Origin of the sequence: Serratia quinivorans, assembly GCF_052113645.1 — a bacterium.
Taxonomy (GTDB): domain Bacteria; phylum Pseudomonadota; class Gammaproteobacteria; order Enterobacterales; family Enterobacteriaceae; genus Serratia; species Serratia quinivorans_B.
Window position 1 is genome coordinate 736422 of the sequence record NZ_JBIEIU010000001.1, and the last position, 26651, is coordinate 763072.

General features: G+C 52.6%; 23 protein-coding genes and 1 tRNA gene. 16 read left to right on the top strand and 8 right to left on the bottom strand.

What is annotated here, in order from left to right; translation table 11 throughout:
- The first annotated feature begins 422 nt into the window (after window positions 1-422).
- Window positions 423-2798 carry a glucose/quinate/shikimate family membrane-bound PQQ-dependent dehydrogenase gene (locus ACGS9J_RS03400; protein ID WP_442229662.1) on the top strand — a complete coding sequence of 792 codons (2376 nt, stop codon included), beginning with the start codon at window positions 423-425 and terminating at the stop codon, window positions 2796-2798.
- Between the two features lie 253 nt (window positions 2799-3051).
- Window positions 3052-3246 carry a hypothetical protein gene (locus tag ACGS9J_RS03405; protein ID WP_442229663.1) on the top strand — a complete coding sequence of 65 codons (195 nt, stop codon included), beginning with the start codon at window positions 3052-3054 and terminating at the stop codon, window positions 3244-3246.
- Window positions 3247-3256: 10 nt separating this feature from the next.
- Here ACGS9J_RS03405 and ACGS9J_RS03410 read toward each other — a convergent pair whose 3' ends face one another.
- Window positions 3257-4513 (bottom strand): MFS transporter, encoded by a 1257-nt coding sequence (locus ACGS9J_RS03410; protein ID WP_442229664.1) that lies wholly within the window; start codon window positions 4511-4513, stop codon window positions 3257-3259.
- Between the two features lie 80 nt (window positions 4514-4593).
- Window positions 4594-5901 carry an alpha-glucosidase/alpha-galactosidase gene (locus ACGS9J_RS03415; protein WP_442229665.1) on the bottom strand — a complete coding sequence of 436 codons (1308 nt, stop codon included), beginning with the start codon at window positions 5899-5901 and terminating at the stop codon, window positions 4594-4596.
- 200 nt (window positions 5902-6101) lie between these two features.
- Here ACGS9J_RS03415 and ACGS9J_RS03420 point away from each other — a divergent pair, with 200 nt between their 5' ends.
- Complete coding sequence (locus ACGS9J_RS03420) at window positions 6102-6926, top strand: AraC family transcriptional regulator (protein WP_442229666.1); 825 nt, start codon at window positions 6102-6104, stop codon at window positions 6924-6926.
- A gap of 244 nt (window positions 6927-7170) precedes the next feature.
- Window positions 7171-8007, top strand: coding sequence for a lytic polysaccharide monooxygenase (locus ACGS9J_RS03425; RefSeq protein ID WP_442229667.1), 837 nt, complete (start codon window positions 7171-7173; stop codon window positions 8005-8007).
- Between the two features lie 104 nt (window positions 8008-8111).
- On the opposite strand, the gene ACGS9J_RS03430 is transcribed toward ACGS9J_RS03425, so the two are convergent.
- From ACGS9J_RS03430 to ACGS9J_RS03440, 3 genes are all read right to left on the bottom strand, one after another.
- A complete protein-coding gene (locus ACGS9J_RS03430) occupies window positions 8112-9566 on the bottom strand; it encodes an EmmdR/YeeO family multidrug/toxin efflux MATE transporter (protein WP_442229668.1) in 1455 nt (484 codons plus the stop codon).
- A gap of 147 nt (window positions 9567-9713) precedes the next feature.
- Window positions 9714-10073, bottom strand: a complete 360-nt coding sequence (locus ACGS9J_RS03435) for a diacylglycerol kinase (protein ID WP_442229669.1) — start codon at window positions 10071-10073, stop codon at window positions 9714-9716.
- Between the two features lie 227 nt (window positions 10074-10300).
- Window positions 10301-11425, bottom strand: coding sequence for an N-acetyltransferase (locus tag ACGS9J_RS03440; protein ID WP_442229670.1), 1125 nt, complete (start codon window positions 11423-11425; stop codon window positions 10301-10303).
- Between the two features lie 787 nt (window positions 11426-12212).
- On the opposite strand from ACGS9J_RS03440, the gene ACGS9J_RS03445 reads away from it, so the two are divergent.
- From ACGS9J_RS03445 to spt, 4 genes are read left to right on the top strand one after another with little or no spacing between them, the layout of a single operon-like run.
- Window positions 12213-13952: a fatty acyl-AMP ligase gene (locus ACGS9J_RS03445; protein WP_442229671.1), complete on the top strand. Its 1740-nt coding sequence runs from the start codon at window positions 12213-12215 to the stop codon at window positions 13950-13952.
- Window positions 13949-14863 (top strand): NAD-dependent epimerase/dehydratase family protein, encoded by a 915-nt coding sequence (locus tag ACGS9J_RS03450; protein WP_442229672.1) that lies wholly within the window; start codon window positions 13949-13951, stop codon window positions 14861-14863. The genes ACGS9J_RS03445 and ACGS9J_RS03450 overlap by 4 nt, the downstream gene beginning before the upstream one ends.
- Window positions 14864-14895: 32 nt before the next feature.
- A complete protein-coding gene (locus tag ACGS9J_RS03455; RefSeq protein ID WP_442229673.1) occupies window positions 14896-15156 on the top strand; it encodes an acyl carrier protein in 261 nt (86 codons plus the stop codon).
- The gene (spt, locus tag ACGS9J_RS03460) at window positions 15143-16315 is read left to right on the top strand and encodes a serine palmitoyltransferase (protein ID WP_442229674.1); all 1173 of its coding nucleotides are present in this window, start codon (window positions 15143-15145) and stop codon (window positions 16313-16315) included. The genes ACGS9J_RS03455 and spt overlap by 14 nt, the downstream gene beginning before the upstream one ends.
- A 132-nt stretch (window positions 16316-16447) precedes the next feature.
- Here the strand turns inward: spt and ACGS9J_RS03465 are convergent, their stop codons facing one another.
- Window positions 16448-17179 carry a thymidylate kinase gene (locus ACGS9J_RS03465; RefSeq protein WP_442229675.1) on the bottom strand — a complete coding sequence of 244 codons (732 nt, stop codon included), beginning with the start codon at window positions 17177-17179 and terminating at the stop codon, window positions 16448-16450.
- Window positions 17180-17551: 372 nt separating this feature from the next.
- On the opposite strand from ACGS9J_RS03465, the gene ACGS9J_RS03470 reads away from it, so the two are divergent.
- The 7 genes from ACGS9J_RS03470 to lptG all read left to right on the top strand — a co-directional run bounded on the left by ACGS9J_RS03470 (window position 17552) and on the right by lptG (window position 24512).
- A complete protein-coding gene (locus ACGS9J_RS03470) occupies window positions 17552-18262 on the top strand; it encodes a hypothetical protein (protein WP_442229970.1) in 711 nt (236 codons plus the stop codon).
- A 30-nt stretch (window positions 18263-18292) separates the two neighbouring features.
- Complete coding sequence (locus ACGS9J_RS03475) at window positions 18293-19048, top strand: hypothetical protein (RefSeq protein WP_442229676.1); 756 nt, start codon at window positions 18293-18295, stop codon at window positions 19046-19048.
- Window positions 19049-19496: 448 nt separating this feature from the next.
- Window positions 19497-20834: a lipopolysaccharide biosynthesis protein gene (locus ACGS9J_RS03480; RefSeq protein ID WP_442229971.1), complete on the top strand. Its 1338-nt coding sequence runs from the start codon at window positions 19497-19499 to the stop codon at window positions 20832-20834.
- Window positions 20831-21667 (top strand): hypothetical protein, encoded by an 837-nt coding sequence (locus tag ACGS9J_RS03485; RefSeq protein WP_442229677.1) that lies wholly within the window; start codon window positions 20831-20833, stop codon window positions 21665-21667. The genes ACGS9J_RS03480 and ACGS9J_RS03485 overlap by 4 nt, the downstream gene beginning before the upstream one ends.
- A gap of 62 nt (window positions 21668-21729) precedes the next feature.
- Complete coding sequence (locus tag ACGS9J_RS03490) at window positions 21730-22296, top strand: YtfJ family protein (RefSeq protein ID WP_442229678.1); 567 nt, start codon at window positions 21730-21732, stop codon at window positions 22294-22296.
- 69 nt (window positions 22297-22365) lie between these two features.
- On the top strand, window positions 22366-23436 hold the full coding sequence (gene lptF / locus ACGS9J_RS03495) for an LPS export ABC transporter permease LptF (RefSeq protein WP_442229679.1): 1071 nt from the start codon (window positions 22366-22368) through the stop codon (window positions 23434-23436).
- On the top strand, window positions 23433-24512 hold the full coding sequence (gene lptG, locus ACGS9J_RS03500; protein ID WP_442229680.1) for an LPS export ABC transporter permease LptG: 1080 nt from the start codon (window positions 23433-23435) through the stop codon (window positions 24510-24512). The genes lptF and lptG overlap by 4 nt, the downstream gene beginning before the upstream one ends.
- Before the next feature lie 74 nt (window positions 24513-24586).
- Here the strand turns inward: lptG and ACGS9J_RS03505 are convergent, their stop codons facing one another.
- Entirely contained in the window at window positions 24587-25273 is a 687-nt protein-coding gene (locus tag ACGS9J_RS03505) for a cysteine hydrolase family protein (protein ID WP_442229681.1), read from the bottom strand.
- Window positions 25274-25435: 162 nt separating this feature from the next.
- Between ACGS9J_RS03505 and ACGS9J_RS03510 the strand changes: the two genes are divergently transcribed.
- Complete coding sequence (locus ACGS9J_RS03510) at window positions 25436-26398, top strand: GlxA family transcriptional regulator (RefSeq protein WP_442229682.1); 963 nt, start codon at window positions 25436-25438, stop codon at window positions 26396-26398.
- Between the two features lie 85 nt (window positions 26399-26483).
- On the opposite strand, the gene ACGS9J_RS03515 is transcribed toward ACGS9J_RS03510, so the two are convergent.
- Window positions 26484-26573, bottom strand: a tRNA-Ser gene (locus tag ACGS9J_RS03515).
- Window positions 26574-26651: the final 78 nt, after the last annotated feature.

The window sequence follows — 26651 nt, forward strand, 5'->3', positions numbered from 1 at the left end:
GCGGCCAACCTGTGATCACTCTAGAAGCACGACCGGCAAATAACCAGACGTTAAATATGCTTGAGCTTATGAGCTCAATTCATAAACGAGGTACGCAAAAAAAAAAGCACAAGGTATTCAATAAAAGACAATATTTAGAGTAACCTAGCCGCGCTTTCGGCGGTGCCATCACATTAGTGCAACATCATCTCAACGGCGTTGCCGGATCCAGCAGGATTTTTTTGGTTTTACCCCCCGATCACAGAGTTTCTGCACGCCCCAAAACTGTCCTCTTTCTTTTACTGCTGCCTTCGCCTTTTAGCGTGGGTAACAAGGGGATATGCCAGACACCCGGGATGGATTTTTAGGGAGAAACCGCGTGTTTTTTTGGATATGGCTTAATCTCTAAATCGGGGACTGTTCATTTTGGTAAGGATAATACTATGCAAAATAAAGCGTCATCATCGCCGCTCATCATCATCACGGCGCTGTTCGCCGCGTTGAGTGGGCTCTATCTGCTGGGGGGCGGCATCTGGCTGGCCAAACTCGGCGGTTCGTTATACTACATCATCGCCGGCCTGGTGCTGCTGGTCACGGCCTGGCTGCTGGTCCGCCGCCGCGCCACCGCACTGCTGCTGTACGCGATCTTTTTACTCGGCACCACGGTTTGGGCGCTGTGGGAAGTTGGCCCGGACTTCTGGGCACTGACGCCGCGTCTGGACGTCACCTTCTTCTTCGGCCTGTGGCTGGTACTGCCTTTTATCTATCGCAAGCTCCACGCCAATGGCAAGCTGGCCTACGGTGCGCTGAGCCTGGCGTTGGTAGTCACCGTGGTGGCGTTGGCTTATGCGGTGTTTAACGATCCGCAAGAGATCAACGGCACCCTCGAACCGGCGCAGGTCAAAGTCGAACCTCAGGCGTCAGACGCCGACTGGCCGGCCTATGGCCGCACGCAGGAAGGTACGCGTTACTCTCCGCTGAGCCAGATCAATGACAAAAACGTCGGCCAACTCAAGGAAGCCTGGACCTTCCAGACCGGCGATCTGAAAACGGCCAACGATCCGGGTGAAATCACCAACGAAGTCACCCCGATCAAAATCCGCGACACGCTCTATCTGTGCACCCCGCACCAGAAGCTGTTCGCGCTGGATGCCGCCACCGGTAAGCAAAAGTGGCAGTTCGATCCACAGTTGAAATTCAACCCGACCTTCCAGCACATCACCTGCCGTGGCGTTTCTTATCATGAAACCGCCGCTGCCGCGGGTGCAGCCGCAGACGCCGCGCCGGCGCTGTGTGCACGACGCATTATCCTGCCGGTGAATGACGGTCGTTTGTTCGCTTTGGATGCCGATAGCGGCAAGCCTTGCGCCGACTTCGCCAATAACGGCGAACTTAACCTGCAAAGCAATATGCCGTATGCGACCCCGGGCCATTATGAGCCCACGTCGCCGCCGGTGATCACCGATAAGGTGATCGTCGTTGCCGGTGCCGTAACCGACAACTACTCCAATCGCGAGCCTTCCGGCGTGATCCGCGGTTTTGATGTCAACAGCGGCAAGCTGCTGTGGGCGTTCGATCCGGGTTCGAAAGATCCCAACGCCATTCCGGCAGACGAACACCACTTCACCCCGAATTCGCCTAACTCCTGGGCACCTTCTGCCTACGATGCCAAGCTGGATATCGTTTACCTGCCGATGGGGGTGACAACGCCGGATATCTGGGGCGGCGATCGCACGCCGGAAATGGAACGTTACGCCAGCGGTCTGCTGGCGCTGAACGCCTCCACCGGCAAGCTGGTCTGGTTCTATCAAACGGTGCACCATGACCTGTGGGATATGGACGTGCCGGCTCAGCCAACGCTGGCAGACATTACCGACAAGAGCGGTAACAAGGTGCCGGTGATTTATGTGCCGACCAAAACCGGTAACATTTTCGTGCTGAACCGCACCAATGGCGAGTTGGTCGTGCCGGCACCGGAAAAACCGGTTCCGCAAGGCCCGGCCAAGGGTGACCGTCTGTCGCCGACTCAGCCCTTCTCCGAGCTGACGTTCCGTCCGGAGAAAAAACTGACCGGTGCGGACATGTGGGGCGCCACCATTTATGACCAACTGGTTTGCCGGGTGATGTTCCACAGCCTGCGTTACGAAGGCACCTTCACCCCGCCTTCCGAACAGGGCACGCTGGTGTTCCCAGGTAACCTGGGCATGTTCGAATGGGGCGGCCTGGCTGTCGATACTGACCGTCAGGTGGCTATCGCCAACCCTATCGCGCTGCCGTTTGTGTCAAAACTGATCCCACGTGGCCCGGGCAACCCGATCGAGCCTGACGAGAATGATAAAGGCGGTTCCGGCAGCGAGTCTGGCGTTCAACCGCAGTATGGCGTGCCATTCGGCGTGACCCTGAATCCGTTCTTGTCACCGCTTGGCCTGCCGTGCAAGCAGCCGGCCTGGGGTTATATTTCCGCCGTGGACTTGAAAACCAACGACATCGTGTGGAAAAAACGTATCGGTACCGTGCGTGACAGCTCGCCACTGCCATTGCCGTTCAAAATGGGCATGCCGATGTTGGGCGGACCTGTCTCTACCGCCGGTAACGTCTTCTTCATCGGCGCCACCGCGGACAACTATCTGCGCGCCTTCAGTGTGACCAACGGTGAAAAACTGTGGGAAGCCCGGTTGCCGGCCGGTGGCCAGGCGACGCCAATGACCTATGAGGTCAACGGCAAGCAGTACGTGGTGATTTCCGCCGGTGGTCATGGCTCGTTCGGCACCAAGCTGGGTGACTATATTGTCGCTTACGCCTTGCCAGACGAGAAATAATCGCAGAGGATAGTTCTACCAAGAGCACGCCACCTGGCGTGCTCTTTCATTCCGGTTAGCTGTAAAGACTCCCCCACCCGCTGCGCCCCTTTCTGCAATAAAATTTCACGCCAACTATTGATAATGATTATCATTCGCAATATTATAACTGCGTTGGCCCCGGCAGTGGCCGACAATCATCTTCATATGGTAGGCAGTAAACGGGTGGCCGCCTTCGGGCGGCCCTTATTTCCCTCTGCACGGAGCCCCCTGAATGAGCCAACAGCCACTGACTGCCATGCTGATGTTGCTTTACGTGCTGCTGATGGTACCGGCGCTGTTCGCTCTCGACCACCGTTTGAGCGCCACCCGTTGGGGCCATAGCCGTTTGCTGCGCAAGACGCTGCAGACCGGGTTTATCATTGTCCTGACGCTGCTGTTTTTTAGCCTTATGACGTGGCTGTATTAAGTGCTTCAGGCTAATTCGCCGCCACCGGCAGCGCGCCTTTCTCCTTCACCACCGCGACCTTACCGCTCAGGGCAAAGGCCGAGAGCAGCGTGAACAGCAAGGCAATGCAGCCGAGGATCAGATAAGAGGTTTTGAAACCGTAGTTGACGTACATCAGGCCCGCCGCATAGGACATGCCGATGGCCGAGAGCTGCTTGAAGAAGCAAAATCCCCACAGGTAAATCGAGGCGGAGAGGTTAACGTTAAACTGGGTGGTGATGTACTTGAAGATGCCCACCAACAGGAACGGCACCTCGAACATATGCAGGGTTTTGAGGATAATCACCGCGGTGACCGAGTCCGCCTGTGATGAGCCGATGATCCGCACCGACATGATGATCCCGGCAATCAGCAGCGCGTTCTTGCCGCCAATGCGGTTGATGATCAACGGCGCAAAAAACATGATGAAAGCGTTAAGAAACTCCCCCAGCGTCGTGACATAACCAAACGCCTGCGTTCCCGCGTGACGGTCGCTGAAAAACGACGTAAAGAAGTTGGCGAATTGCTGATCGAATACGTCATACACGCAGGCTACCCCGACGATGTACATCACCAGGCACCAGAATTTGCGCATTTTCAGCAGGCTCAGCGCCGCTTTCAACTTGACCGGTTTGTGGTTCAAGGCTAATCCGTCCGCCACGGCCAGCGTGTTGCTCTGTTCCGGTTTGAACAAATAAAGCAAACCGGCCAGGATCAGCGCAAAACTCGACGCCAACCAAAACGCGAACTGATTGTTGATGGTAAACATATAGCCGACTATCGAGGCGCAAATCGCCCAGCCGATGCAGCCGAACAGCCGGGCACGCCCATACTCGAATTGGCTGCTCCGACTCACTTTCTCGATATAGGCCTCAATCGCCGGCGAACCGCCGCTGCACACCAATCCCAGATAAATACCGCACAGCAAGGCCCCCAGGACAAAATGGCTTTTCAGCAGCGGCGAGAACACATAAATAAACAGCGGTGCCAGAAACAGCAGCAGGAAGATGATCATCCACAGCAGATGTTTTTTCAGGCCAAACTTGTCGGTGACGAAGCCGAAAATCGGCTGGAACACCAGGGCAAACAGCGCCATACAGGCAAACACCACCCCGGTTTGCCGTTGGTCGAGCTGGTTGACGTCATGCAGCCAGATCGGAAAGAACGGCAGCACCGCTCCCATGATAAAGAAATAGAAAAAACAGAAGGCCCCAAAGATCCAAAAGTTCTTGTTTCTCAAATAAAACATGGCTCACCACCCTATTTTAATGGCGCAGAATACTCTGCGCCTTGTGCGTTTTGAGGAGGTAATACGGTTAAATTCGGCGATCAGTGATAAGCGGGGAGCCAGCTGCCGTGAGCCTCAATCAGCTCGTCGCACAGCTTGCGAATGTCATCAATGGAAAGTTCGGCGGACGTATGCGGATCCAACAGCGCCGCATGATAAATCGCTTCGCGTTTGCCCGTCACTGCCGCTTCGATGGTCAGTAACTGAGTATTGATATTGGTGCGGTTAAGCGCCGCCAGTTGCTCCGGCAAGTGGCCGACGTAGCATGGCGAGATCCCCTGCCCATCCACCAGGCAAGGCACTTCAACGCAGGCCTCTGCCGGCAGGTTGGTGATTAAACCGGTGTTGAGCACATTGCCGCCAATCTTGTACGGACGGTCGGTTTCCATCGCTTCGATAATGTAAGAAGCATATTCGTGGGTACGGGTATGCGTCAGGTTGGCGTCATGGGTCAGCGCCAGCTTGCGTTGCTGCCATTGGTCGATTTGTTCGATACAGCGGCGCGGATACTCGTCGAGCGGAATATTGAAGCGCTCAATCAGTTCCGGATAATGACGCTTGATCCAGTACGGCATGTACTCGGCGTTATGCTCGGAAGACTCGGTGACGTAATAACCAAAGGTTTTCATGATTTCATGGCGCACCATGTCATCGTGCTTGCCCTGCAACGCATTCGCGCGGCGCTTGATTTCCGGGTACAGGTCTTCGCCGTGACGGCGAACGTCCAGCAACCAGGCCATATGGTTGATGCCGGCAATGTGGAACTGTACGTCGTCGGTAGGCATGTCCACGCTTTTCAACAAGGTCTCCGCACACACCTGAACGCTGTGGCACAGCCCCACCGTTTTCACTTCGGTATGGCGCAGCATCGCACCGGTCAGGGCCGCCATCGGGTTGGTGTAGTTCAACAGCCAGGCGTCCGGGCAAACCGCTTCAATGTCCCGGGCAAAATCAAACAGTACCGGAATGGTACGCAGTGCGCGGAAGATCCCGCCGATGCCCAGGGTATCGGCAATGGTCTGCTGCAGGCCGTACTTTCTGGCGATGGTGAAATCGGTGATGGTGCAGGGATCGTAGCCACCGACCTGAATGGCATTCACCACGTAATTAGCGTTTTTCAGTGCCGCACGGCGGTTTTCCACCCCGAGATAAGGGGTGATCTTCGCCCTGCCCGCATTGATATTGCGGTTGATATTGCTCAGCATGGCGAAAGATTCATTGAGACGAGCGCTGTCTATGTCGTACAGCGCAATATCCACCTCTTTCAGAGCCGGCGTCGCCATAATATCGCCGAGTACGTTCTTGGCGAAAATGGTGCTGCCTGCGCCCATAAAAGTCACTTTAATCATCGTATTTCTCCGCTGCTGTGGTTTTCGATAGGCTGAAACTACGCTGCAACCGGTTTGCAATATAGGGATAAATGTGACCTTGTTATGGAGAAAAATGACGCGGAACAAAAACTGTGAGCCAGGTCTGGATCTGAATCCCCCCCACCACGGTGCCACGACTACACTGTTACAGTGGGCGCAAAAAACAGGAACAATGACTGATGCACAAGAGTTTTACTCTGAGTCGCACCGACAATATCGAGCTGAATCTGTACCAGTATGGTGAGGAAAACTGTGACAAGGGGCACCGCTTTGGGCCTGCGGTACGCCAGCACTATTTATTTCATTATGTGATAAGTGGCACCGGCGTACTGAACAGCGAATACGGCGCTTTTCCGGTGGTTGCCGGTGAAGGTTTTTTGATCCACCCGCACGATGTGACCACCTACTGTGCCGACAAAACCGATCCCTGGCACTACATGTGGCTGGAGGTCGACGGGCTGATTGCCGGCAAGATTTTCGAAGAGTGCGGTCTGAGCCGCCAGTTGCCGATTTATCGTCCTCGCCAGAGTGAAGATCCGCCCCTGGCGCTGCGTTATCTGCGACAACTGATTAGCCATGACGATGAACATCGGCTAAAGACGCTCGGCCTGAGCTATCTGTTTTTTTCCGCCCTGATTGATAACACCAGGCAAAGCCTGGCAGTGCCCGCAAGCGACAAGACACAGCATCTGCACAAAGCGGTCAAACTCATTGAAAACCGCTACCATGAACCCCTCACCATTGAGTGCCTGGCCGGCTACTGCAACATCAATCGCAGTTACCTGTGTCGGCTGTTTAAAAGCGCATACGGCATCGGGCCAAAGGAGTATTTACTTAACTTCCGCATGAGTATCGCTGCCAGCCTGCTGTGCAACAGCCATACGGCAATCAAGGTGGTGGGCATTTCGGTGGGTTATGAAAACCAGCTGCACTTTTCCAAAGCCTTCAAACAGGTCCACGGTATATCACCGACCCAATGGCGCCTGGCGAACCTGTCGAATTAACTTACCCAATAATATAAATAATAAACATCCGATCGATTTTTTCGGCGACGGTTCTTTTCGTTTTATACATCCAAATGATTTAATAAACTAACTAAACATTAATTATATTTCACATTAATGTGATGGTTGTCACTATTTTTTCCTAGATATGAGTAATAATCCTTAAGTATTTTTTTTGAGGTAATTCTGCCTGACCATTCTATGGCCATTTTTTCTCAGGCCTAAATCATAGAAGGGTATTTTTATGTTATTAAAGAAAACCATTTTGGCATTAGCATCCTGTACGCTATTTTCCACCGTCGTTGTTGCTCAGGAACAACCTTCTTTAACTAAAGATACAGCCGCAACCTCAATACAACCCCGCCACGGCTCACCCTCAGCGCCTATTTCCCGTCAGTACCAATGTTATAACGAGGGCGGCTATTATTGGCCTGCTGACGGTTCAGGCATATCGCAGAGCGACTGCCGGGCGGCATACCAACACGTTTATCATAAGTACCTTGATAAATCAGGCTTTGTGGTTCCCAAAAAAGAGAAGGATCACAAGAGCAGCAAGGCCGAAGTCAATCTCATTGACCAGTCAAACTACCAGTTTAGACAGTGGAATGAGACCTCCAAGAATATCGCCGATTACAACAACCCAGCGGCGGTTAAAGCCGCCATTCCTGACGGGCAACTCTGCTCTGCGGGCAACGTGGGTACCGAATGGGATGACAGAGACAAAGTCTGGAATGACAAATCTGGCCTGGACGTGATCACCGCGTGGCGCACCACGGATATCCAGAAAAATGCAGAAGGCAAAATTGATATTACTTATGATGCCACGGCCACGCACGATCCGAGTTTCTTCGAGGTTTACATTTCCAAAGCTGACTATAATCCCGCTACCGCGGCTTTAAAATGGGACGATCTTGAGCTCTTGGGTAAAGTTGAAAACGTCAAACCTGAGAACCAAAAATATAAATTCTCCGTAGATGCCAAAAATAACACCGGCAAACACGTTCTCTATATTCGTTGGCAACGTATCGATTCGGCTGGCGAAGGTTTCTACAGCTGCAGCGATATTAATATCAAAGGATAATCGGTAATACACGCAAGCCCGATTGACCGACTCGATCGGGCTTAACCCGGAGATGCCGCTTCCCTGCCCCCGTTAAAGGGTGACTGGGAATGCGGCAATCATTCTCAAGCTCCGGGCTGACGCTCAGGCGAAACATCAGGCCGTTTGATGCGCGGGTATTTCCACAGCCAACGCCCGCTGACCATTCGCCAGTAGAACAACGCGCCGCGTACCGCCCAATCCATAAACATCCCCAACCAGACGCCGACCACGCCCATCCCCAACATAATGCCCAGCGTATAACCGGCGACCACGCGGCAGCCCCACATGCCCAGCATCGAAACCCACATGGCGAAACGGGCGTCGCGCGCCCCTTTCAAACCGGCGGGCAACACCCAGGATGCCGCCCAGATAGGCATAAAGGCGGCGTTGAGCCAGAGCAGCACCTTCACCACCTCCTTCACATCCTGTTGTTGCGTATAAAACGAGGCAAATACCCCCGCCAGGGGCGCCGTCCCCCAGGCAATCACCGTCAGCCCAATGGTCGCCAGCCAGAAAATGTGGCGCAATTGCCGCTCCGCCTGGGCTATTTGGCCCTTGCCGAGACGTTTGCCCACAATAATGGTCGACGCCGATCCCAGGGCGTTGCCCGGCAGGTTAATCAATGAAGCGACAGAGAAAGCGATGAAATTGCCGGCAATGACGTTGGTGCCCATACCGGCGACAAACATTTGGGTCAGCAGCTTGCCGCCGTTGAACAACACCGACTCGATGCTGGCGGGGATACCTATCCCCAACACTTCCCACAGGATGGTCAGCTTCAACGGGGTAAAGTAACTTTTCAGCGTGATGTGCAGCGCCGGGTTAAAACCGATCATCAGCACGTAAATGATCGCGATGGCACCGATATAGCGGGAAATGGTCAACCCCAGCCCGGCACCGACAAACCCCAGTCCGTGCCAGCCCAGCATGCCGTAAATCAGAATGCTGCTGATGATGATATTCAGGATATTCATGCCGCCGTTGATCAACAGCGGAATTTTGGTGTTCCCGGCACCGCGCAACGCGCCGCTGCCAATCAAGGCAATGGCGGCGGCCGGGTAACTCCACACCGTGGTTTGCAGGTACGACAGCGCCAACGCTTTCACCTCCGGCGTAGCGGCACCGGCGATCACGTCAATAATCTGCTCACCCGCCAAATGAATGCCTATCGCCAGCGCAAAAGCCACCAGGGTCATCAGCACCAGCGACTGGCGTGCCGCCGCTCGCGCTCTTTTTCGATCCCGCTTGCCGAGGCTGAAAGCCACCACCACCGTGGTGCCCAGATCTACGGCGGCAAAGAACGAAATGATCACCATGTTGAAGCTGTCCGCCAGCCCCACCCCGGCCATCGCCTCTTTGCCGATCCAGCTCACCAGAAAGGTGCTTAGCACCCCCATCAGCAGGACACAGGCGTTCTCCATAAAGATCGGGACCGCCAGCGGCGTGATCTCACGCCAAAACAGGACGCGGTAGCTTTTGCGTTTGGGGTACCAGGGGGTGTTTTCCACACGCTGGCGCAGGGCGGCGTATAAGTTCAAGATCGGCTCATGGCATGAAAGTGAAACAACATTTCAAATCATGAGCGACAGAACGTTATCCTGCAAAGAATATTTTCGTCGTTGGCGCGGATTTTTACATCATTGTGTTTTGCCGGGAAACACACAGATCCCCGCTATCATTAGTCATCAAAACAGGATCACCAACCAAAGCGTTATTGTCATCACCACCGTGACCAGCTGTGCCGCACCGCCCATATCCTTGGCTCGCTTGGATAAGGGATGTCTTTCCAGAGAAATGCGATCGACGACACTTTCAATGGCGGTATTAAGCAACTCAACGGCCAGCAAAAGAAAGCTGCTGGCAATCAACACCACCCTTTCCATTTTGGTAATATCCAGGAAAAATGTAACCGTCAGTAAGATTGCGTTAATAATAAGTAACTGACGGAATGCGTCTTCGGTGAGAACAGCATCAACAAAACCGGCCAATGAGTTTTTTATGCTACTTGTTAGGCGCTTTATTCCTTTTTTCTTTTCAAAGGACATCTATTTTACTCTTATAAGCCCCTGGGTGAGGGATAAAACCAACCAATAACGCACTGTGACTTATTGCGAAATTAGTTAATGGCGTTAAACAATCACCCTGATGACATTGTTTATCCGGCGGCGTTGAATCGCAAATAGCCAAAAGGACATTTCGGCCCTGGGTATTCTCTGACACCGCACGTTTTGTTTCATTTCAAGGGCGTCTGACAGACCCTTTATCAGACCGGTTAAAGTTGTTTTTCGTATAAACGATAGCGTTTGTAAGGTACCGCCCCAATTCGCTCTAAAATCGTGCGCATGCCGGTATTGGACTCCAGGATCCACGACATCTCTAACGCATCGATATTGCGCTTCTCGAAGGGGTCGTGTAACGCTTCAATAAGCAACAACGCAATAATCGGCCCTATCCGGCTGAATTGATACTCTTGGCGAACCCCCATCAAAGGGACTCTCGCGGTACGAACACCGCTCACTTTCAGACGCCATAACAACTTCGCCCAACCCAAGGGGAATAAGCGCCCGTTCAGATCGGCAATCGCCTCGTTAATATTGGGCAACCCGACGATGAAGGCGCACGGGACTGAATCCACTTCGGCAATATAAATCATGTCATCAGGCACCAGATACTTCAGCTGGTCCCCCATGGTGGCAAACTCATGTTCGGTAAAAGGGACAAATCCCCAGTTATCCTGCCAACCGGAATTGAAAATTTCGCGCAGCACCTGCATTTCCTCGCCAAATCGCTTGCGATTGAGACGGCGAAGGGTCACCTTTTTACGTACCTGGGCCATCATTTTGGTTAATGACGGCGTGAAGTGCAGATCGGTTCGCTTCATCCAATAAGCCAGCAAATCTATACCTTGCGTATATCCCTGGCGGGCCAAATTGGCGGCATAATAAGGTTTGGCGTGCGTCATCAGGGCTGACGGCGGAGTATCAAAACCCTCGACCAGCAAACCACTTTCCTGATTGATATTAAGGCTAAATGGCCCGGTGATCTTAAATGCGCCGTTAGACTTCAACCAATCTTCTGCTGCGGCAAATAACGCGCTAAAAACGGCCGGATCGTCGATGGCATCGATCATGCCAAAGTGGCCGGTATCCGCGCCATAGCGTTCACGATGCAAGGAATCGATTTGTGCGGTTATTCGCCCGACGACCTTTCCCTCTTTCCTGGCTATCCACGCCTGCCATTCTATATGTTCTGTGCCCGGATTCTTCCTGGAAAGGTGCTCTTCACGCTCCAAATACAAGGGGTCAATCCAATTAGGATCATCGCGAAACAGGGCGGAAGGAAAAGCTATAAATTCCTTAAGATCACGCTTATCCAGGACTTTCTCAATGTGAATCATAAATAACCTTAAAATTTAATAACATACTCAAAAGACCACAGGATAACGCCAGTGACATGTTGTGGAATGAGATCCACTGTTAACTATGACTTATCGCTCTAAAGAGATAAGAAAAATCAATTAATACCTAATATCATGCAGGATGTTTCCGACCAGAATTTACCCTGGCACTTGCCGTTCTTTATCAAAAATGATGCCAGACAGGGGCGTGGGTGAGCTAAGCAAATTATGCTTTTTATTATTTCGTGCTATTTCCCGCGAAAAAAAATTTACCGTTTTTAGTTTACTAATTCTGGTCTGGAGACGCATTGTCATATTTTAACATTAAATGCTTTTTCTATCCTTCAGACTAAATGAGGCTTTCACTTTTAGGCTTCTTCCGGATACTGTTTAGGATATGTTTAAGTACGGAGATAGCCATGCGCAAGATCAGATCCTGTGAATCGATGATTATTGCCTTCCGGAAACGTGTCGACAACAGGCACCCGGAGAAGGCTGTCGACCCAAGGACCGCGATATCCAGGGCTAACGATGACAGCCTGTATATCCAGCGTTCCCTGGCCATGGTCCTCACGTAAAAATAGACTTGGTAATGTCCGCGGCTAATCCTCACCTTTAGTTCAGAGTAGACATGGTGGTTATTAACCACCCGATACACTATTTGTGAAATGAAAGAAAATGATTGAATAACCAATATATTCAAAACATTTTCATTGTAAAAACATTAACTCTCTCGCCAATAGTCGTTTGTCTCTTTTGGTGATTTTAATCTATGGCTAATTTGTATATGTCTGAAACAAGCTCCACTCATTCTCTTCCCATGCGTTATGCAGATTTCCCCTCTCTGGTGGAAGCTTTAGATTATGCAGCGCAGGGCAGTACAGGAATGAACTTTTACGATCGTCGTAATCAGCTCGTGGCCGTACTGGAATATCGCACGCTTAAACAGCGGGCGATAGCGGGTGCACGGCGCCTGCTATCGCTGAACCTCAACAAAGGCGATCGCGTTGCGCTGATCGCGGAAACCAGCGCGGGTTTCGTTGAGGCTTTCTTCGCCTGCCAATATGCGGGTTTGGTTGCCGTGCCGTTAGCCATTCCTATGGGCGTGGGACAACGTGATTCCTATACCGTCAAGCTCCAGGGCCTGATCAATAGCTGTAAACCTGCGGCCATTATCAGCAGTGAAGAATGGGTGCCGTTAATCAGCTCCGCGACGCTGGATGCACCGCCAACGCATATTCTCAGCGACGCAGATTTTAACGCTCTGCCCGAGCGGGATGTGGAATTGCAGACACCGTCGCCCGACGACATTGCCTATCTCCAATACACCTCGGGCAGCACTCGCTTTCCTCGTGGGGTGATCATTACCCAACGTGCGGTGATGTCTAACCTGCGCGTCATCAGCCATGACGGCATCAAACTGCGTGCGGGCGATCGCTGCGTTTCCTGGCTGCCCTTTTATCACGACATGGGGTTGGTCGGTTTCCTGCTGACCCCTGTGGCAACCCAGCTGTCCGTTGACTATCTGCGTACGCAAGATTTTGCCATGCGCCCAATGCAATGGTTAAAACTGATCGCTAAAAATCGCGGTACCGTCTCCGTCGCGCCTCCGTTTGGTTACGATTTATGTTTGCGCTACAGCAACAATAAAGAGCTCACCGAGTTGGATCTCTCCAGTTGGCGCGTTGCGGGCGTGGGGGCCGAGCCGATTCCCGCGGAGTTGCTGTCCCAGTTCGGTAAGCATTTCAGCCACCTCAACTTTGACAGCAAGGCCCTTATGCCCTGCTATGGTTTGGCCGAGAATACCCTGGCGGTCAGTTTTTATGACGAAACCTCCGGCGCGCCGATCAACGAAGTCGACCGCGATATTTTGGAATACGAAGGTAAAGCGGTCGCACCCGGCAAAAAAACGCGGGTCACGTCGACCTTTGTCAATTGCGGCCAGCCACTGCCCGGTCACCGAATCGAAATTCGCGGCGACACCGGGCTCCCGCTGCCGGAACGGCAAGTCGGGCGCATTTATATCTCCGGCCCAAGCCTGATGAATGGCTATTTCCGTGATGAAGCATCGCAGCAACAAATCCAGACGACGGGATGGATGGATACCGGTGATCTCGGGTATCTGCTGGATGGCTATCTGTATGTCACCGGCCGTAAGAAAGATTTGATCATTATTCGGGGGCGTAATATCTGGCCTCAGGATATTGAATATGTCGCGGAATCCGAACCTGAAATCCGCTCCGGCGATGCGATTGCCTTCGTCACGGAAGAGCACGCTGACGGCGCCAGAATTATTCTGCAAATCCAATGCCGGGTCAGCGCTGAAGAGCGTCGGGAGCAAATCGTCCACACGCTGAGCGCCCGTATTCAAAGCGAGTTTGGCATTGCGGTGGATATCGAACTGTTGCCGCCTCACAGCATTCCCCGCACCTCCTCGGGGAAACCTGCCCGTGCAGAGGCTAAAAAGCGTTGGCTGACTACATCCATCTGCCCATCGATGCAGCAGTTGGCAGGTTTTGCGCAATGACAGGCACCGTAGCAGTCACGGGCGTAACCGGTTTTATTGGTCAACACATCGTCCAGAATCTGCTTTCTCGGGGTTTTACCGTGCGCGCCCTCACCCGGCGTGCCGGTAAAACCTCAACCGATAACCTGACCTGGATCCAGGGCGCGCTGGAAGATCAGGATTCGCTCACCGAGCTGGTTCGTGGCGCTGAATTCGTGGTGCATTGCGCGGGCCAGGTTCGGGGGCATTCGGAAGAGGTTTTTACCCGTTGTAATGTCAGCGGCAGCCTGCAACTGATGCAGGCGGCCAGACAAAGCGGCAGCTGCAAGCGTTTCTTGTTCATCTCTTCTCTTGCCGCTCGTCATCCTGAGCTGTCCTGGTACGCCAATTCAAAACATGTTGCCGAACAACGGCTAATGGCCATGGCCTCGGACATTTCACTGGGCATTTTTCGGCCGACCGCCGTTTACGGGCCCGGTGATAAAGAGCTTAAACCGATATTCAGCTGGCTGCTGCGCGGCCTGCTCCCGCGACTGGGTGCGCCGGAAGCCAAGCTGACTTTCCTTCATGTCAGCGATTTGGCGCAAGCCGTGAGCCAATGGTTATTAACCGAACGCCCGCAGGCAAATACCTATGAGCTCTGTGATGGGGTTGCCGGGGGCTATAGCTGGCTGCGTTTACGGGAAATAGGTGCCGCAGTGCGTAATGGCTCCGTACGGCTCGTGGGGATCCCGCTGCCTGTGCTGAGTATCCTGGCAGAGGCCAGTATGTTGCTGAGTCGAGTGACCAAGAAAGAACCGATGCTGACACACAACAAAATACGCGAATTAACCTATCCGGACTGGTCTGCGAATAACCGATGCCTGTCCGAGAATATTGATTGGGTTCCCAAGGTCAGTTTGAAGCGCGCGCTGCGTGAAGGTTTATTTTAATTATCTAATATTAGAGGTTTGCCAAAATTCTTATGCTAAATCGCGACGCTGTAATGGATTATATTCTTACGTGTTTACAAGGTCTCGTCGAAGGCGGATTAGAAATCAAACCTGATAGCGATCTCGTCAATGATCTTGGCCTGGAGTCGATCAGAGTCCTGGATCTGCTGATGATGTTGGAAGATAAATTCGATATTTCTATTCCTATCAATATATTGCTTGATGTCAGAACGCCAGAGCAACTGCTTGACGCGCTACTCCCGCGCCTGGAGGGAACCAATGGATCTTTATGATAAGTTTTCACGGCTGGCCAACGAGCGCGAGCAATTCCAGGCCGAGGGCCTGAACCCCTTTGGTACCTGCATCGACGAGGTTTACTCAGCCACCGAAGGGCGCATCGGCAATCAGAAAATTGTTCTGGCGGGAACCAATAACTACCTTGGCCTGACCTTCGATGCGCAGGCTATTGCCGATGGCCAGGCTGCATTAGCCGCCCAGGGCACCGGCACCACCGGTTCGCGCATGGCCAATGGCAGCTACGGTTCGCACTTGAAGTTAGAACAAGAGCTGATGGCTTTTTTTGACCGCCCTACCGCCATCGTATTTTCCACCGGCTATACCGCGAACCTCGGGGTCATCAGCACGCTCGCAAGCCCCGGCTCGGTGGTGTTGATCGACGCAGACAGCCACGCAAGTATTTATGATGCCTGTGCCCTCGGCGGCGCTGAAATCATTCGCTTCCGTCACAATGACGCCAAAGATCTGGAACGCCGCATGGTGCGTCTGGGCGAACGTGCTCGGGATGCCATCATTATCGTCGAAGGGATTTACAGCATGCTGGGCGACGTGGCCCCGCTGGTTGAAATCGTCGACATCAAACGGCGGCTTGGCGGTTATCTGTTGGTCGACGAGGCTCACTCGTTCGGCGTGATGGGGGCTAACGGACGGGGTCTGGCCGAAGCGCTGGGCGTTGAGCAAGATGTCGATATTATTCTGGGCACTTTCAGCAAAAGCCTGGCCTCTATCGGTGGCTTTGCCGTCGGCAGCAAGGCCATGGAAGTGCTGCGCTACAGCAGCCGCCCTTATATTTTTACCGCCTCACCTTCACCTTCCAGTATCGCTTCGGTGCGCTCTTCTTTGAAAAAGATCGCGCAACATCCTGAATTGCGAGACAAACTGTGGAGCAATGCACATCGGCTCTATCAGGGGCTGGCCAAGCTGGGTTACGAACTGGGCCCGCGCATCAGCCCGGTCGTTCCGGTGATGATTGGCTCGAAAGAAGATGGCCTGCGTTTCTGGCGCGACCTGATCGCCAAGGGGGTTTATGTCAATCTCGTCTTGCCCCCGGCCGCGCCGGCAGGGATTACCCTTCTGCGTTGCAGCGTCAATGCCGCGCACAGCGAAGAAGAGATTGATACCATCATTGGAGCTTTTGCGGCGCTGAAAAAGTAATTGCCATTACGGCTGCTCATGGAACAACTATGGGCAGCCTTCAAAGAAAGACTTCCCTTCCCCGGCGTTTGAAAAATACCGACTTTACCTGGCAGTGCCGAAACAAGGTTATCGGCACTGAAGAATGGCGAATTAGTGGCTGGCTACCGACTCAGCGTCGACAACATAACGGTAACCATGCGCTTGCATATATTCCGCGATGGCTTTTTCAGCGGCAGATACCACCTCGGCAATAGGTTTATTGGCATCGATATCAGCTATTTGCGCACCTTCAAACGTTAGCAACGGCGTAACGGCAATCTTTTTTGCCAGGGCTTCTTTGCGATGATCGGGTTTGCGCGCGCAAGCGACATCAAGATCGACATTCAGCTTGATCACCAGGTCAGGTTTATTATCCGCCATCCATTTAAAAGCCTGGCGCTCACGTCCCGCCAACCATCTGACAAAGTGGCTGCCCTGGGTATTGACGGGAAATACCGTGCCATCATAGGCGCCGGGGATTTGTACCTGCGGAAATCGGTCGGCTAATACGATCAGCCCTTGTCGACGAAAAGCCAACATCCGGCGAAAACGCAGCAACCGGCGCACCACGAAAGTGATAATGACCAACCCTGGCACGAATCCCACTTTGGATTTTTTGGATTTAACTTTTTTGGTATTACGTTCGATGGCCTTACCAACAGAGTTGCCCATCAGCGGGAGTTGCGAAACAGCACGCCCGACATTCCCAGCCTGTTTACCCAGATGTACCCTGACTGCAGGACCGTAATTTTTAACATACTCAATAAGATATTCACAAACAGTAGACTTGCCAGAGCCATCGCTGCCAATTACCGCAATAAGCGGCGGGAATTTTGAATTCATAATAAGACTCTCTTCTAAGACACTTGAAAAAATGTACCATTTCGTAAGCGAAAAGTCGCTTAAAGCCGTTATCAAAGCACCGGGAGATAAATATTCTTATCCGAATGCCAACCACACGAAAGATTAAGAAATTCGTAAATAAATTTGTTCCAGATCCGGGTGCTGTCATGTCTTATTAGCATTAAGAGCCATAAGAACAATCTTGGTGATGATTAGCACAAAAAAACAAGACAGCCATTCCGGAATATCATCATCAATAAACAATGCATTTGATTATTACCGGGATAATTCGCAATAAATATCTTGAACCCAAGGCTGGTTATAATACAATAGTTTCTTTGCGCCGGACCAATTATTGTGAGTCAAAAGACTATGCCCATTGCCAATCATCCCCCCGTGCGCGTCATTGCAATAACGGGTTGTGATGGCTCGGGAAAATCGACCTTGGCTGCCAGTCTGGTCAATCATCTTTCATCGCAAGAGCCGACGGAATTACTTTATCTCGGTCAGTCTTCGGGCCGCATAGGGGAATGGATCAGTAACTTGCCGATTATTGGCGCGCCCTTTGGGCGTTATTTGCTGGCGAAGTCCGATCGTGTTCATGAATACCCTTCAACGCCCCCCGGCAATGTCACGACGCTGGTGATTTTTTTGTTGTCCTACTGGCGAGTTTATAAGTTTCGCCGAATGCTGGCGAAAAGTCGCAAGGGGCAATTGCTGGTGACAGACCGTTATCCGCAGGCGGAAGTGGCGGGTTTTCGTTTCGATGGCCCGCAACTCGCCAAAACGGACGGCGGTAATCGCTGGGTCCGCGGGTTGAGAAAACGCGAACAAAAACTGTACCAGTGGATGGCGTCTTATCCGCCATCCTTATTGATTCGTCTCGATATTGATGAGCAAACCGCGTACTCACGCAAACCCGATCATAAGCTGTCGGCTCTGCGCGAGAAGATTGCCGTCATTCCGCACCTGACTTTTAACGGCGCAAATATACTGGATTTAGATGGACGAGAACCGGCGAGTAAAATCCTTGATGAATCGCTGCGTGCCATTCGAACCTCACTGACGACGTCAGAGGTTTAGTCTTTTGATGACCTTTTCATACTGAATAACATGCAAAAAAATAACCCAAATACCGCAAGCGATCCTTCATCTGCAGTCATTACCGGCCTTATTGCGGTAGTGGGCAGTGACGGCACCGGAAAGTCTACGCTGACCGCCGATTTGGTCAAAAATCTGCAGAAATATCGCACCACGGAGCGACGCTATTTAGGGTTAATCTCCGGCGAAGATGGCGATAAAATCAAGCGTCTGCCTTTCATTGGCGTCTGGCTTGAACGGCGCCTGGCCGCCAAATCAGACAAGACTCAGCGCATGAGCAATCAGCCGCCGGCACTCTGGGCAGCCTTGATTATGTACGGTTTTTCCGTATGGCGCGCCGCCAATTTACGCAAAGTGCAGCGTCTGGCACAGAGCGGCGTGTTGGTGATCAGCGATCGCTTTCCGCAGGCAGAAATTTCAGGTTTTTACTATGACGGGCCGGGTATTGGCGTCGAGCGAGCAAAAGGCTGGTTAATGACCCGGTTAGCGGCACGTGAAAGACGTTTATATCAATCAATGGCGTTATGCCGCCCCGAACTTATCATTCGTCTTGATATTGATGTCGATACCGCCTTTTCACGTAAGCCCGATCACAGTTATGAAGAACTGAAGGACAAAATTTCAGCCATGGTTCGGCTGCAATATAATGGTTCCAGAATTATCGAACTGGATGCCAAAGCGCCTTACGATGAAGTTCTGGAAAAAGCAATGAATGCAATATATTCCGTTGCAACGCTCCCTTCGCGCTCCCAGACCGCTGTCGGATAGCGAAGTCATTATTATATACCGATATTCCTACTTTATCGTTCACTCTTAAGTCAGTGCTGATAAACAACGCTAATGCTTATTACCGATGAATTATAGGCAGCGCATTTTTTGGTATTGCTTAAAATGAATGTCACGGTAAGCGGCGTTATTAAACAGCATTCAATGGTAAAACAATTTCAACCTGGCAACGTAATATCGGAGAGGTTTGCATGATTATATTTCAGGTGTGAAATTTTCCCGGAGCCTGTCGCTCACAATGTAAAATAGGGGTTGAGCACCAATCAATCCTGGAGAGAGTTTCGCTAATCCAACACGGGCGATTCTTTGCTTTTCACTCCATGAACGGATACATATCTCTGAGTTTCGTCGCATCGGATATGTCTGCAAGGCCAGCTTATGTCCGCTGAGCTATTGATAACCTGAAGTGGTCAGTATGGCTGGTTTTACCATGAAGCATTGGTTTTCCGATGGCGCTTTTCGCTCCATCTTACGTAACGCCGCCTATTTAGGCTCCGGCAGTGTGGCTAGCGCATTGCTCGGGTTGCTTGCGCTTTCTTGCGCCGGTAAAGGCATGTCGCCCGAAATGTTTGGTGTCCTGGTGGTCATTCAAGCCTATACCAAAGCAGTCAGTGACTTTATCAAGTTTCAGACATGGCAATTCGTTGTTCAATTCGGCACCCCGGCGCTAGAACACCAAAACATTCAACGCTTTCGTGACGTCATCTCATTTTCATTCGGTCTGGATATCGCGAGCGGCACCATTGCGGTGCTTGGCGGCATGGCATTGCTCCCTTTCCTCTCTCACGCCCTGGGGTTGGATCAGGAAAGTTTCTGGCTCGCCATTCTTTACTGCACATTAATCCCGTCCATGACGTCGTCAACCCCTACGGGGATTTTACGCGCGTTCGACCGTTTCGATTTAATTGCCGTTCAGCAGGCCATCAAGCCTTTCCTGCAGGCCGTCGGCAGCGTGCTGTCTTATTATTTTGATTTGGGATTCCCAGGATTCATCATCACCTGGTATGCCTCTAACTTGATCGGCGGAACGCTATTCTGGTGGTTCGCCGCGCGCGAATTGCACCGCAGAGATATCCATAACGCGCTGAAACCACGGTTATTCAAGACCGCACGCCGCATAGAGGGCGCCTGGAATTTCGTCTGGACCACCAATTTTGCGCATACCATTTGGGCGACGCGTAACTCGTGCAGCACCGTTTTAGTCGGCGTCGTTTTAGGCCCGGCTGCCGCGGGCTTGTTCAAAATCGCGATGACCTTCTTTGATGCCACAGGCACCCCGGCCAAGTTGCTGGAAAAAAGCTTCTATCCTGAGATCATGCGCCTGGATCCCCGCACCAGCAAACCCTGGCTGCTGGGCCTCAGATCGGCATTGTTGGCCGGCGGGATTGGCCTTGCCGTCGCACTGCTGGTCATCGTCGTGGGCAAGCCCTTAATTGACTTTGTCTTCGGCCACCAGTATTTGCAAGCCTATGATTTAATCCAAATCATGCTGGGTGCCATTATCGTGTCCATGCTGGGCTTCCCGCAGGAATCCTTATTGTTCATGGCCGGTAAACAGCGGGCCTTCTTGATTGTGCAGACTTTTTCTGCGATCGCCTATATAGCACTGCTGGTGGGCATGTCTCATCTGTTTGGTGTGCAGGGTGCGGCCTTCGCTTATTTGGCAGGCCAATGTTTGGACGTTTTATTGACGCTCATACCGACGATAGGCGCTTACCGTAATCGCTATTTACTGGGATTCAACGTATCCAGAGAGAGTAATCAATGATGAATAGCAGCAACGGGAAAAAATTCTCTGCTGAAACCACGCAGTTACTGTTTATTGCCGTAGAGACGGATGACATTGTTGATGCAAATATCAGTTTGCCACAACATATTGATTTGCAATGTTCCTATCAGAGTATTCAGGACAATTATGCGCTGTGCCTGCAATTTTGGGAGGACGGTTTTACCCGACGGGAACTCCTGGGCTTAGTGAATGATTTTCTTAAAGATTCAGACTTACCCGCCGCGACGCGCATGCGCTACAAATATATTCGCGCGCGCTATAAACATTTACGCTTTGCCCAGCGGCTTTACAGCAAAAAGCACAGTGCCGGCCGCCTTTTTCACACCACCACCGTGGTGCTCGGCCATTTTCAGGATGCGTTTCGCAATGGCAACCAACAGAACCTGAAATTCTACGGCAATCTTCTTCGGCTGCTGCTCAGCAGGCCGGTCTGGTCGCTGGTGAATTATGCTTTGCGGCATATTCAGTTAGAAACCGAGAGTGATTTTATTGCCTACCGGCAGGAGCAAATGCGCGCGCTCCAGGAGCTGATTGTCAACCCAGAGCTCACGGGAAAGCAGTTCCACGACGTGCGGAAAATCGTCAGCCAGCAAGTCTCTTTTTATGACACGCTAAGATCGATAGATCCAGGCAACCGCGAGGCTCTGCAGATCTCCAGATTCCTGGCCGCGATTAACGGGCTAATGGGAGATCGCCACGATGTGATGGTGGCGGACAAGCTGGCGGGGGGGAAATCCTATGACGAACCCACGATGCTGGATGTCGATATCCGCCAACGCCTGGAGTTACTGCTCGAGCGCTATCCTATGTAACTGTTACTTGGGGAGATTACCGCTCTCCCGGTCGCAGCCACTGATAAATTAGGGTTATTTTCATGATGCTACGCAGGTTACTGCCCTTGTCACTGTTGCTGTTGCCACTGATGGCATCAGCGCATAATTTTGTTCAGGGTAAGCCTGTGGCACCGGTTGTCATCGCCGATCGTGGGGAGTTGCTGCTTGAAAATGACGATTTTAGCTATAAGAAATGGGACAGCTCAGAACTGGCAGGAAAAGTTCGGGTCATCCAGTGCATCGCCGGCCGTACTTCTGCCAAAAAGAAAAACTCGATGCTGATTACCGCCGTTAAAGAAGCGAATTTCCCAGGCGATCGTTTTCAGCCCACCACCATCGTCAATACTGACGATGCGATCCCGGGCACCGGCTTTTTCGTGCGCGGTAAAATTGAGAAAAACAAACGGCATTATCCCTGGGCGCAATTCATTGTCGACAGCCAGGGGCGGGCTCATCAAGCCTGGAAACTGCCAGAAGAAAGCTCGACCATTTTGGTGCTGGATAAACAAGGACGCGTCCAGTGGGCAAAAGATGGCGCGCTGACCGCGGATGAAGTTAATCAGGTCATCGCCCTGCTGCAAAAGCTGATTAGCCATGATCAATCATAAGCAAAACAGGCTGCCAACCGGTCTGTCACCGGCAAACCGGCGTTTGATAATAAGGGATATCCATAACTTATGGTTTTGATTGAACGCTATATCATGGTTGAAATCCGCCGATTGGTGATGATCATCGTGGGTTTTCTGATCTTCATGTTTGCCAGTTATTCGGCCCAGCGCTATCTCACGGAGGCCGCCAACGGGACATTGGCGCTGCACATCGTGTTCGACGTGGTCTGCTATAAGATATTGATTGCCCTGGAGATGCTTTTGCCCGTCGGCCTGTATGTCGCCGTGGCGGTGGCGCTGGGCCAGCTCTACAGTGATTCTGAAATCACCGCCATTCACGCCGCGGGCGCCAGCCCATTACGGCTGTACAAGGCGGTGCTGGCGCTTGCCATTCCTTTGGCCCTGCTCGTCACCCTGCTTTCTCTGTACGGCAGGCCCTGGGCATACGGCAATATTTATCGGCTGGAACGACAGTCGCAATCCGTGCTGGACGTCAGCCATCTGCAGGCAAACAAGTTTAACGTTAATGGTAGCGGCCGAATGATTTTGGCCTCTCGCATTGATCCAACCTCAAATCATCTTACCGACGCGCTGATTTACTCTCGCTCAGCCAAGAATACCAGCCTATACCGCGCTCATTCGGTCGAAGTGGTAGACCCTTCGCCCACCAGCCCTTCCGTGCTACTGAAAACAGGAACGGCCTATGTGTTGGAGCGCAAAGGCAGTGACGACAACATGCAGAATTACAATAACTTAAAAATATCGCTTAAACCCTTTATCGAAAGCATCGAGGTCAGGCGCAAGTCGGCCTCCCTGGGGGAGTTGTCACGCTCATCTGATCCGGCGGACCGGGCGGAATTGCAATGGCGGGAAAGCCGTGGCGTCACGACCTTGCTGATGGTGTTATTGGCGATCCCATTCAGCCGCATAAAACCCCGCCAGGGCCGTTATGCCACGCTACTCCCCCTGACTGTCCTCTTTACCGCCATTTTTTATGGCGGAAATATCTGTCGGACATTGGTGGCTAACGGCACCCTCCCCACCACGCCAGGCGTCTGGTCAGTGCCGATATTAATGGCGATTGGGCTGCTCATCCTTATTGCGCGCGATTTCTCCCTGCTGCGGAAGCCCTTTCGATGAACATCTTCAGCCGTTATTTGATCCGAAATCTCTTTATTGGGTTTGCCGCCGCGGCCGGGTTGTTAATCCCGTTGTTTACCACCTTTAATCTGATCAACGAGCTCGAGGACGTCACCCCCAACGGATACCATTGGACCCAGGCGCTGCTGGTGGTGTTAATGACATTACCCCGAAGCCTGGTGGATCTTGGCCCCTTTATCGCGTTGCTTGGCGGCATCGTCGGGCTGGGCCAACTGTCAAAAAGCCTTGAATTGACGGCCATTCGCGCCACCGGGTTTTCAATTTTCAGAATCGCTCTGGTTACGCTCTGCGCCGGCCTGTTTATCACCCTGTCATTAGGCGCTCTCGATGAATGGGTTGCTTCACCAATGCAACAACGCGCATTGCAACTTAAAGACAGCGCCCTGGCTAAAACCGATGATGCCGCCGACGCCGGTAACGCCCTGTGGGCCAGAAGCGGCAATGAGTTCGTTACCGTGAAAACCCTGGATGAACATCATCAGCCCATGGGGATTGAGATATTTCGTTACCAGCCTGACCTGTCACTTGAGTCCTATATTTACGCCGAGACAGCCACCACCGCCAATAGCGGGCTATGGACGCTGCATAACGTCACGCAGAAAAAGTGGGAAAACAGAAAGGAAGTGGTGCAAACCTCGGAGACTTTGCTCTGGCCCTCGCTCTTTTCCGGCATGAGCCTGAAAGGCCTGACCCTGCCGGCCGACAGTTTCTCTATCAAGCAGCTGAAACAGTACATTGGTTATCTGCAAAGTTCGGGGCAGCCCAGCACCGAATATCAGATCACGTTATGGCAAAAGTTGGGGCGCCCGCTTTTGGTCCTGGCCATGATTTTATTGGCCATCCCCTTCACCTTCAGCATTCCCCGCGCACCAGGGTTAGGCAGCCGTTTGGCGCTGGGGGTGATTGTCGGACTGCTCACGTACATCACCTACCAGATTATCCTCAACCTCGGCTTGCTGTTTGCTTTCAATGTACCATTGACGACCCTTGCCCCACCGATTTTGCTGCTGATGATCTCTTTAGCGCTGGTTTACCGTTTCAATAACCAACACTAGCGGCGGGCCTGTTCCTCTGGATAACATCACAATGCCGCTGTGCTCAAAACAGACAGCGGCATCCCGATAACCTATCAATTCACCGGCAGCGCCAAGACCTGATCGGTGGTTTTGATTTCGGCAAACACATCGGCAACCCCGGCCAGCGCGGCGCGTTGCAGCACGGCGTGATCGACGATTTGGTTGTCCCAGGTAGCCAGATCGCGGGTGGCGGTGGCATCTTCAGGAATAATCACCTCATAGCCCAAGGGGACTGCGTCGCGCGCCGTTGAAGAAACGCACATATGGGTCATCAAACCGCTGATCATCAGTTGCTTGATACCGGCCTGCTTAAGTTGACGATCCAAATCGGTGCCGACAAACGAGCTGGGGGTCGCTTTGGTGATCGTTCGATCGCTGCCGGAGGGTTGCAGATCCGGATGGAACTCGGCGAACTTGCTGCCTTCGGCAAACAAAGGGCCATTCGCCGGGCCAAGGTGCCGGACAAAGAACACCGGCATCTTATGCTGATGGGCAAAGCTGACCAAGCGCTGCGTATTTTTCAACGCCTTGACGCCATCGGGGATCGGCAGTTTTCCGGTAAAATATTCATTTTGAAAATCAATTACTAACAACGCGGTTTCATGAACCGACAGAGATTGAGTGGGCTGCGCGCCGCTCAGGGTTCGAATGGTCGGCGCAGTTTGCGTACCTGCGGCAAAGGCCAGGCTGGAAGCCGCCATCGAGAGAGTCAACGCACTGCAGGCCATCAGTTTTTTCATTTTCGTTTATCCTTGTGAGAGGAAAAAGCAGCAGGCAATATCCTGCCAGGGTCGGGATAAATTCTGGGGTTTCTGCGGGTGCGGTAACAGATAGCGCAATACCCAAAAGCGATACCATCAGGCCAAATTGACTGCCGGCGTCTCATCATCAAAGGAAACAGTATGTCGCCACTTAAAGTGGGTATCGTGGTTTTTAACAACATCATCCCGTTTCATCTTTCGGTGCCCTGTGCGGTATTCGAAAAGGCGTTAAACGGCAAAGGTGAGCCGGCTTACCAATTATTGATTTGTGCCACCGAACCTGGGCCATTGAAAACCAATGCCGGCTTTTCGATTATCGCGGAGCATGGGCTGACGATGCTGGCGCAGGCCGATATGGTGATAGTGCCGAGTTGGAGCGATCCCGAAGTCCCGCCGCCACCAGCGTTAATCGATGCCCTGCTCAGCGCCCATGCGCGCGGCGCGACTCTGGTCGGGCTGTGCATGGGGGCATTTGTGCTGGCAGCGGCCGGTCTGCTCAATGGCCGCCCGGCGACCACCCATTGGCACTGGATGACGGACTTTCTGCAGCGCTACCCACGGGTGTCGGTAGACAAGAATGTGCTGTACGTGGATAACGGCGATATCGTCACTTCGGCCGGCACGGCCGCCAGTATCGACTGCTGCCTGCATCTGGTGCGCAAGCGTTGCGGTGCAGAGAGCGCCAATGCGGTAGCCAGGCAGTTGGTGGTGCCACCGCACCGGCAAGGGGGACAGGCGCAGTTTATCGAACAACCGGTGTATAACACCGCCGGTGGAGACCGATTTATGCAGACGCTGAATTGGGCGACGGAAAATCTGCAGCAACCGCTGACGCTGGACCAACTGGCGGAAAAAGCCTGTATGAGCCGCCGCAGCTTTACCCGCCGTTTTCAGCAAACTACCGGCACCAGCGTAATGCAGTGGCTGCTGAACCAACGACTGGCGATGGCGCAACGCTTCCTGGAGAAAACCGACCAGCCGGTCGAACGCATCGCGCAGGCCGCAGGTTTCGCCACCGCGCTGTCCATGCGCAGGCATTTTCAACGGCAGTTCAAAACGTCCCCGTCCTTATATCGCAAGGAGTTTCGGGTGACGGATCATTAAGAATAACAGCAGCGGTGTTTTTTTATCGCGTGAGGACGGGTGAGGCGTGGATCACAGACAAAATCATCTGTAAGTGATTGAATAATGGCGGAGAGAGGGGGATTTGAACCCCCGGTAGAGTTGCCCCTACTCCAGTTTTCGAGACTGGTCCGTTCAGCCGCTCCGGCATCTCTCCTTCAAGTGCTTGCTATCATGCCCCTTTTTGCGGCATTTTTACAGAGTTAGCCTCCAGCCGAATGTTCAAGTGACGATT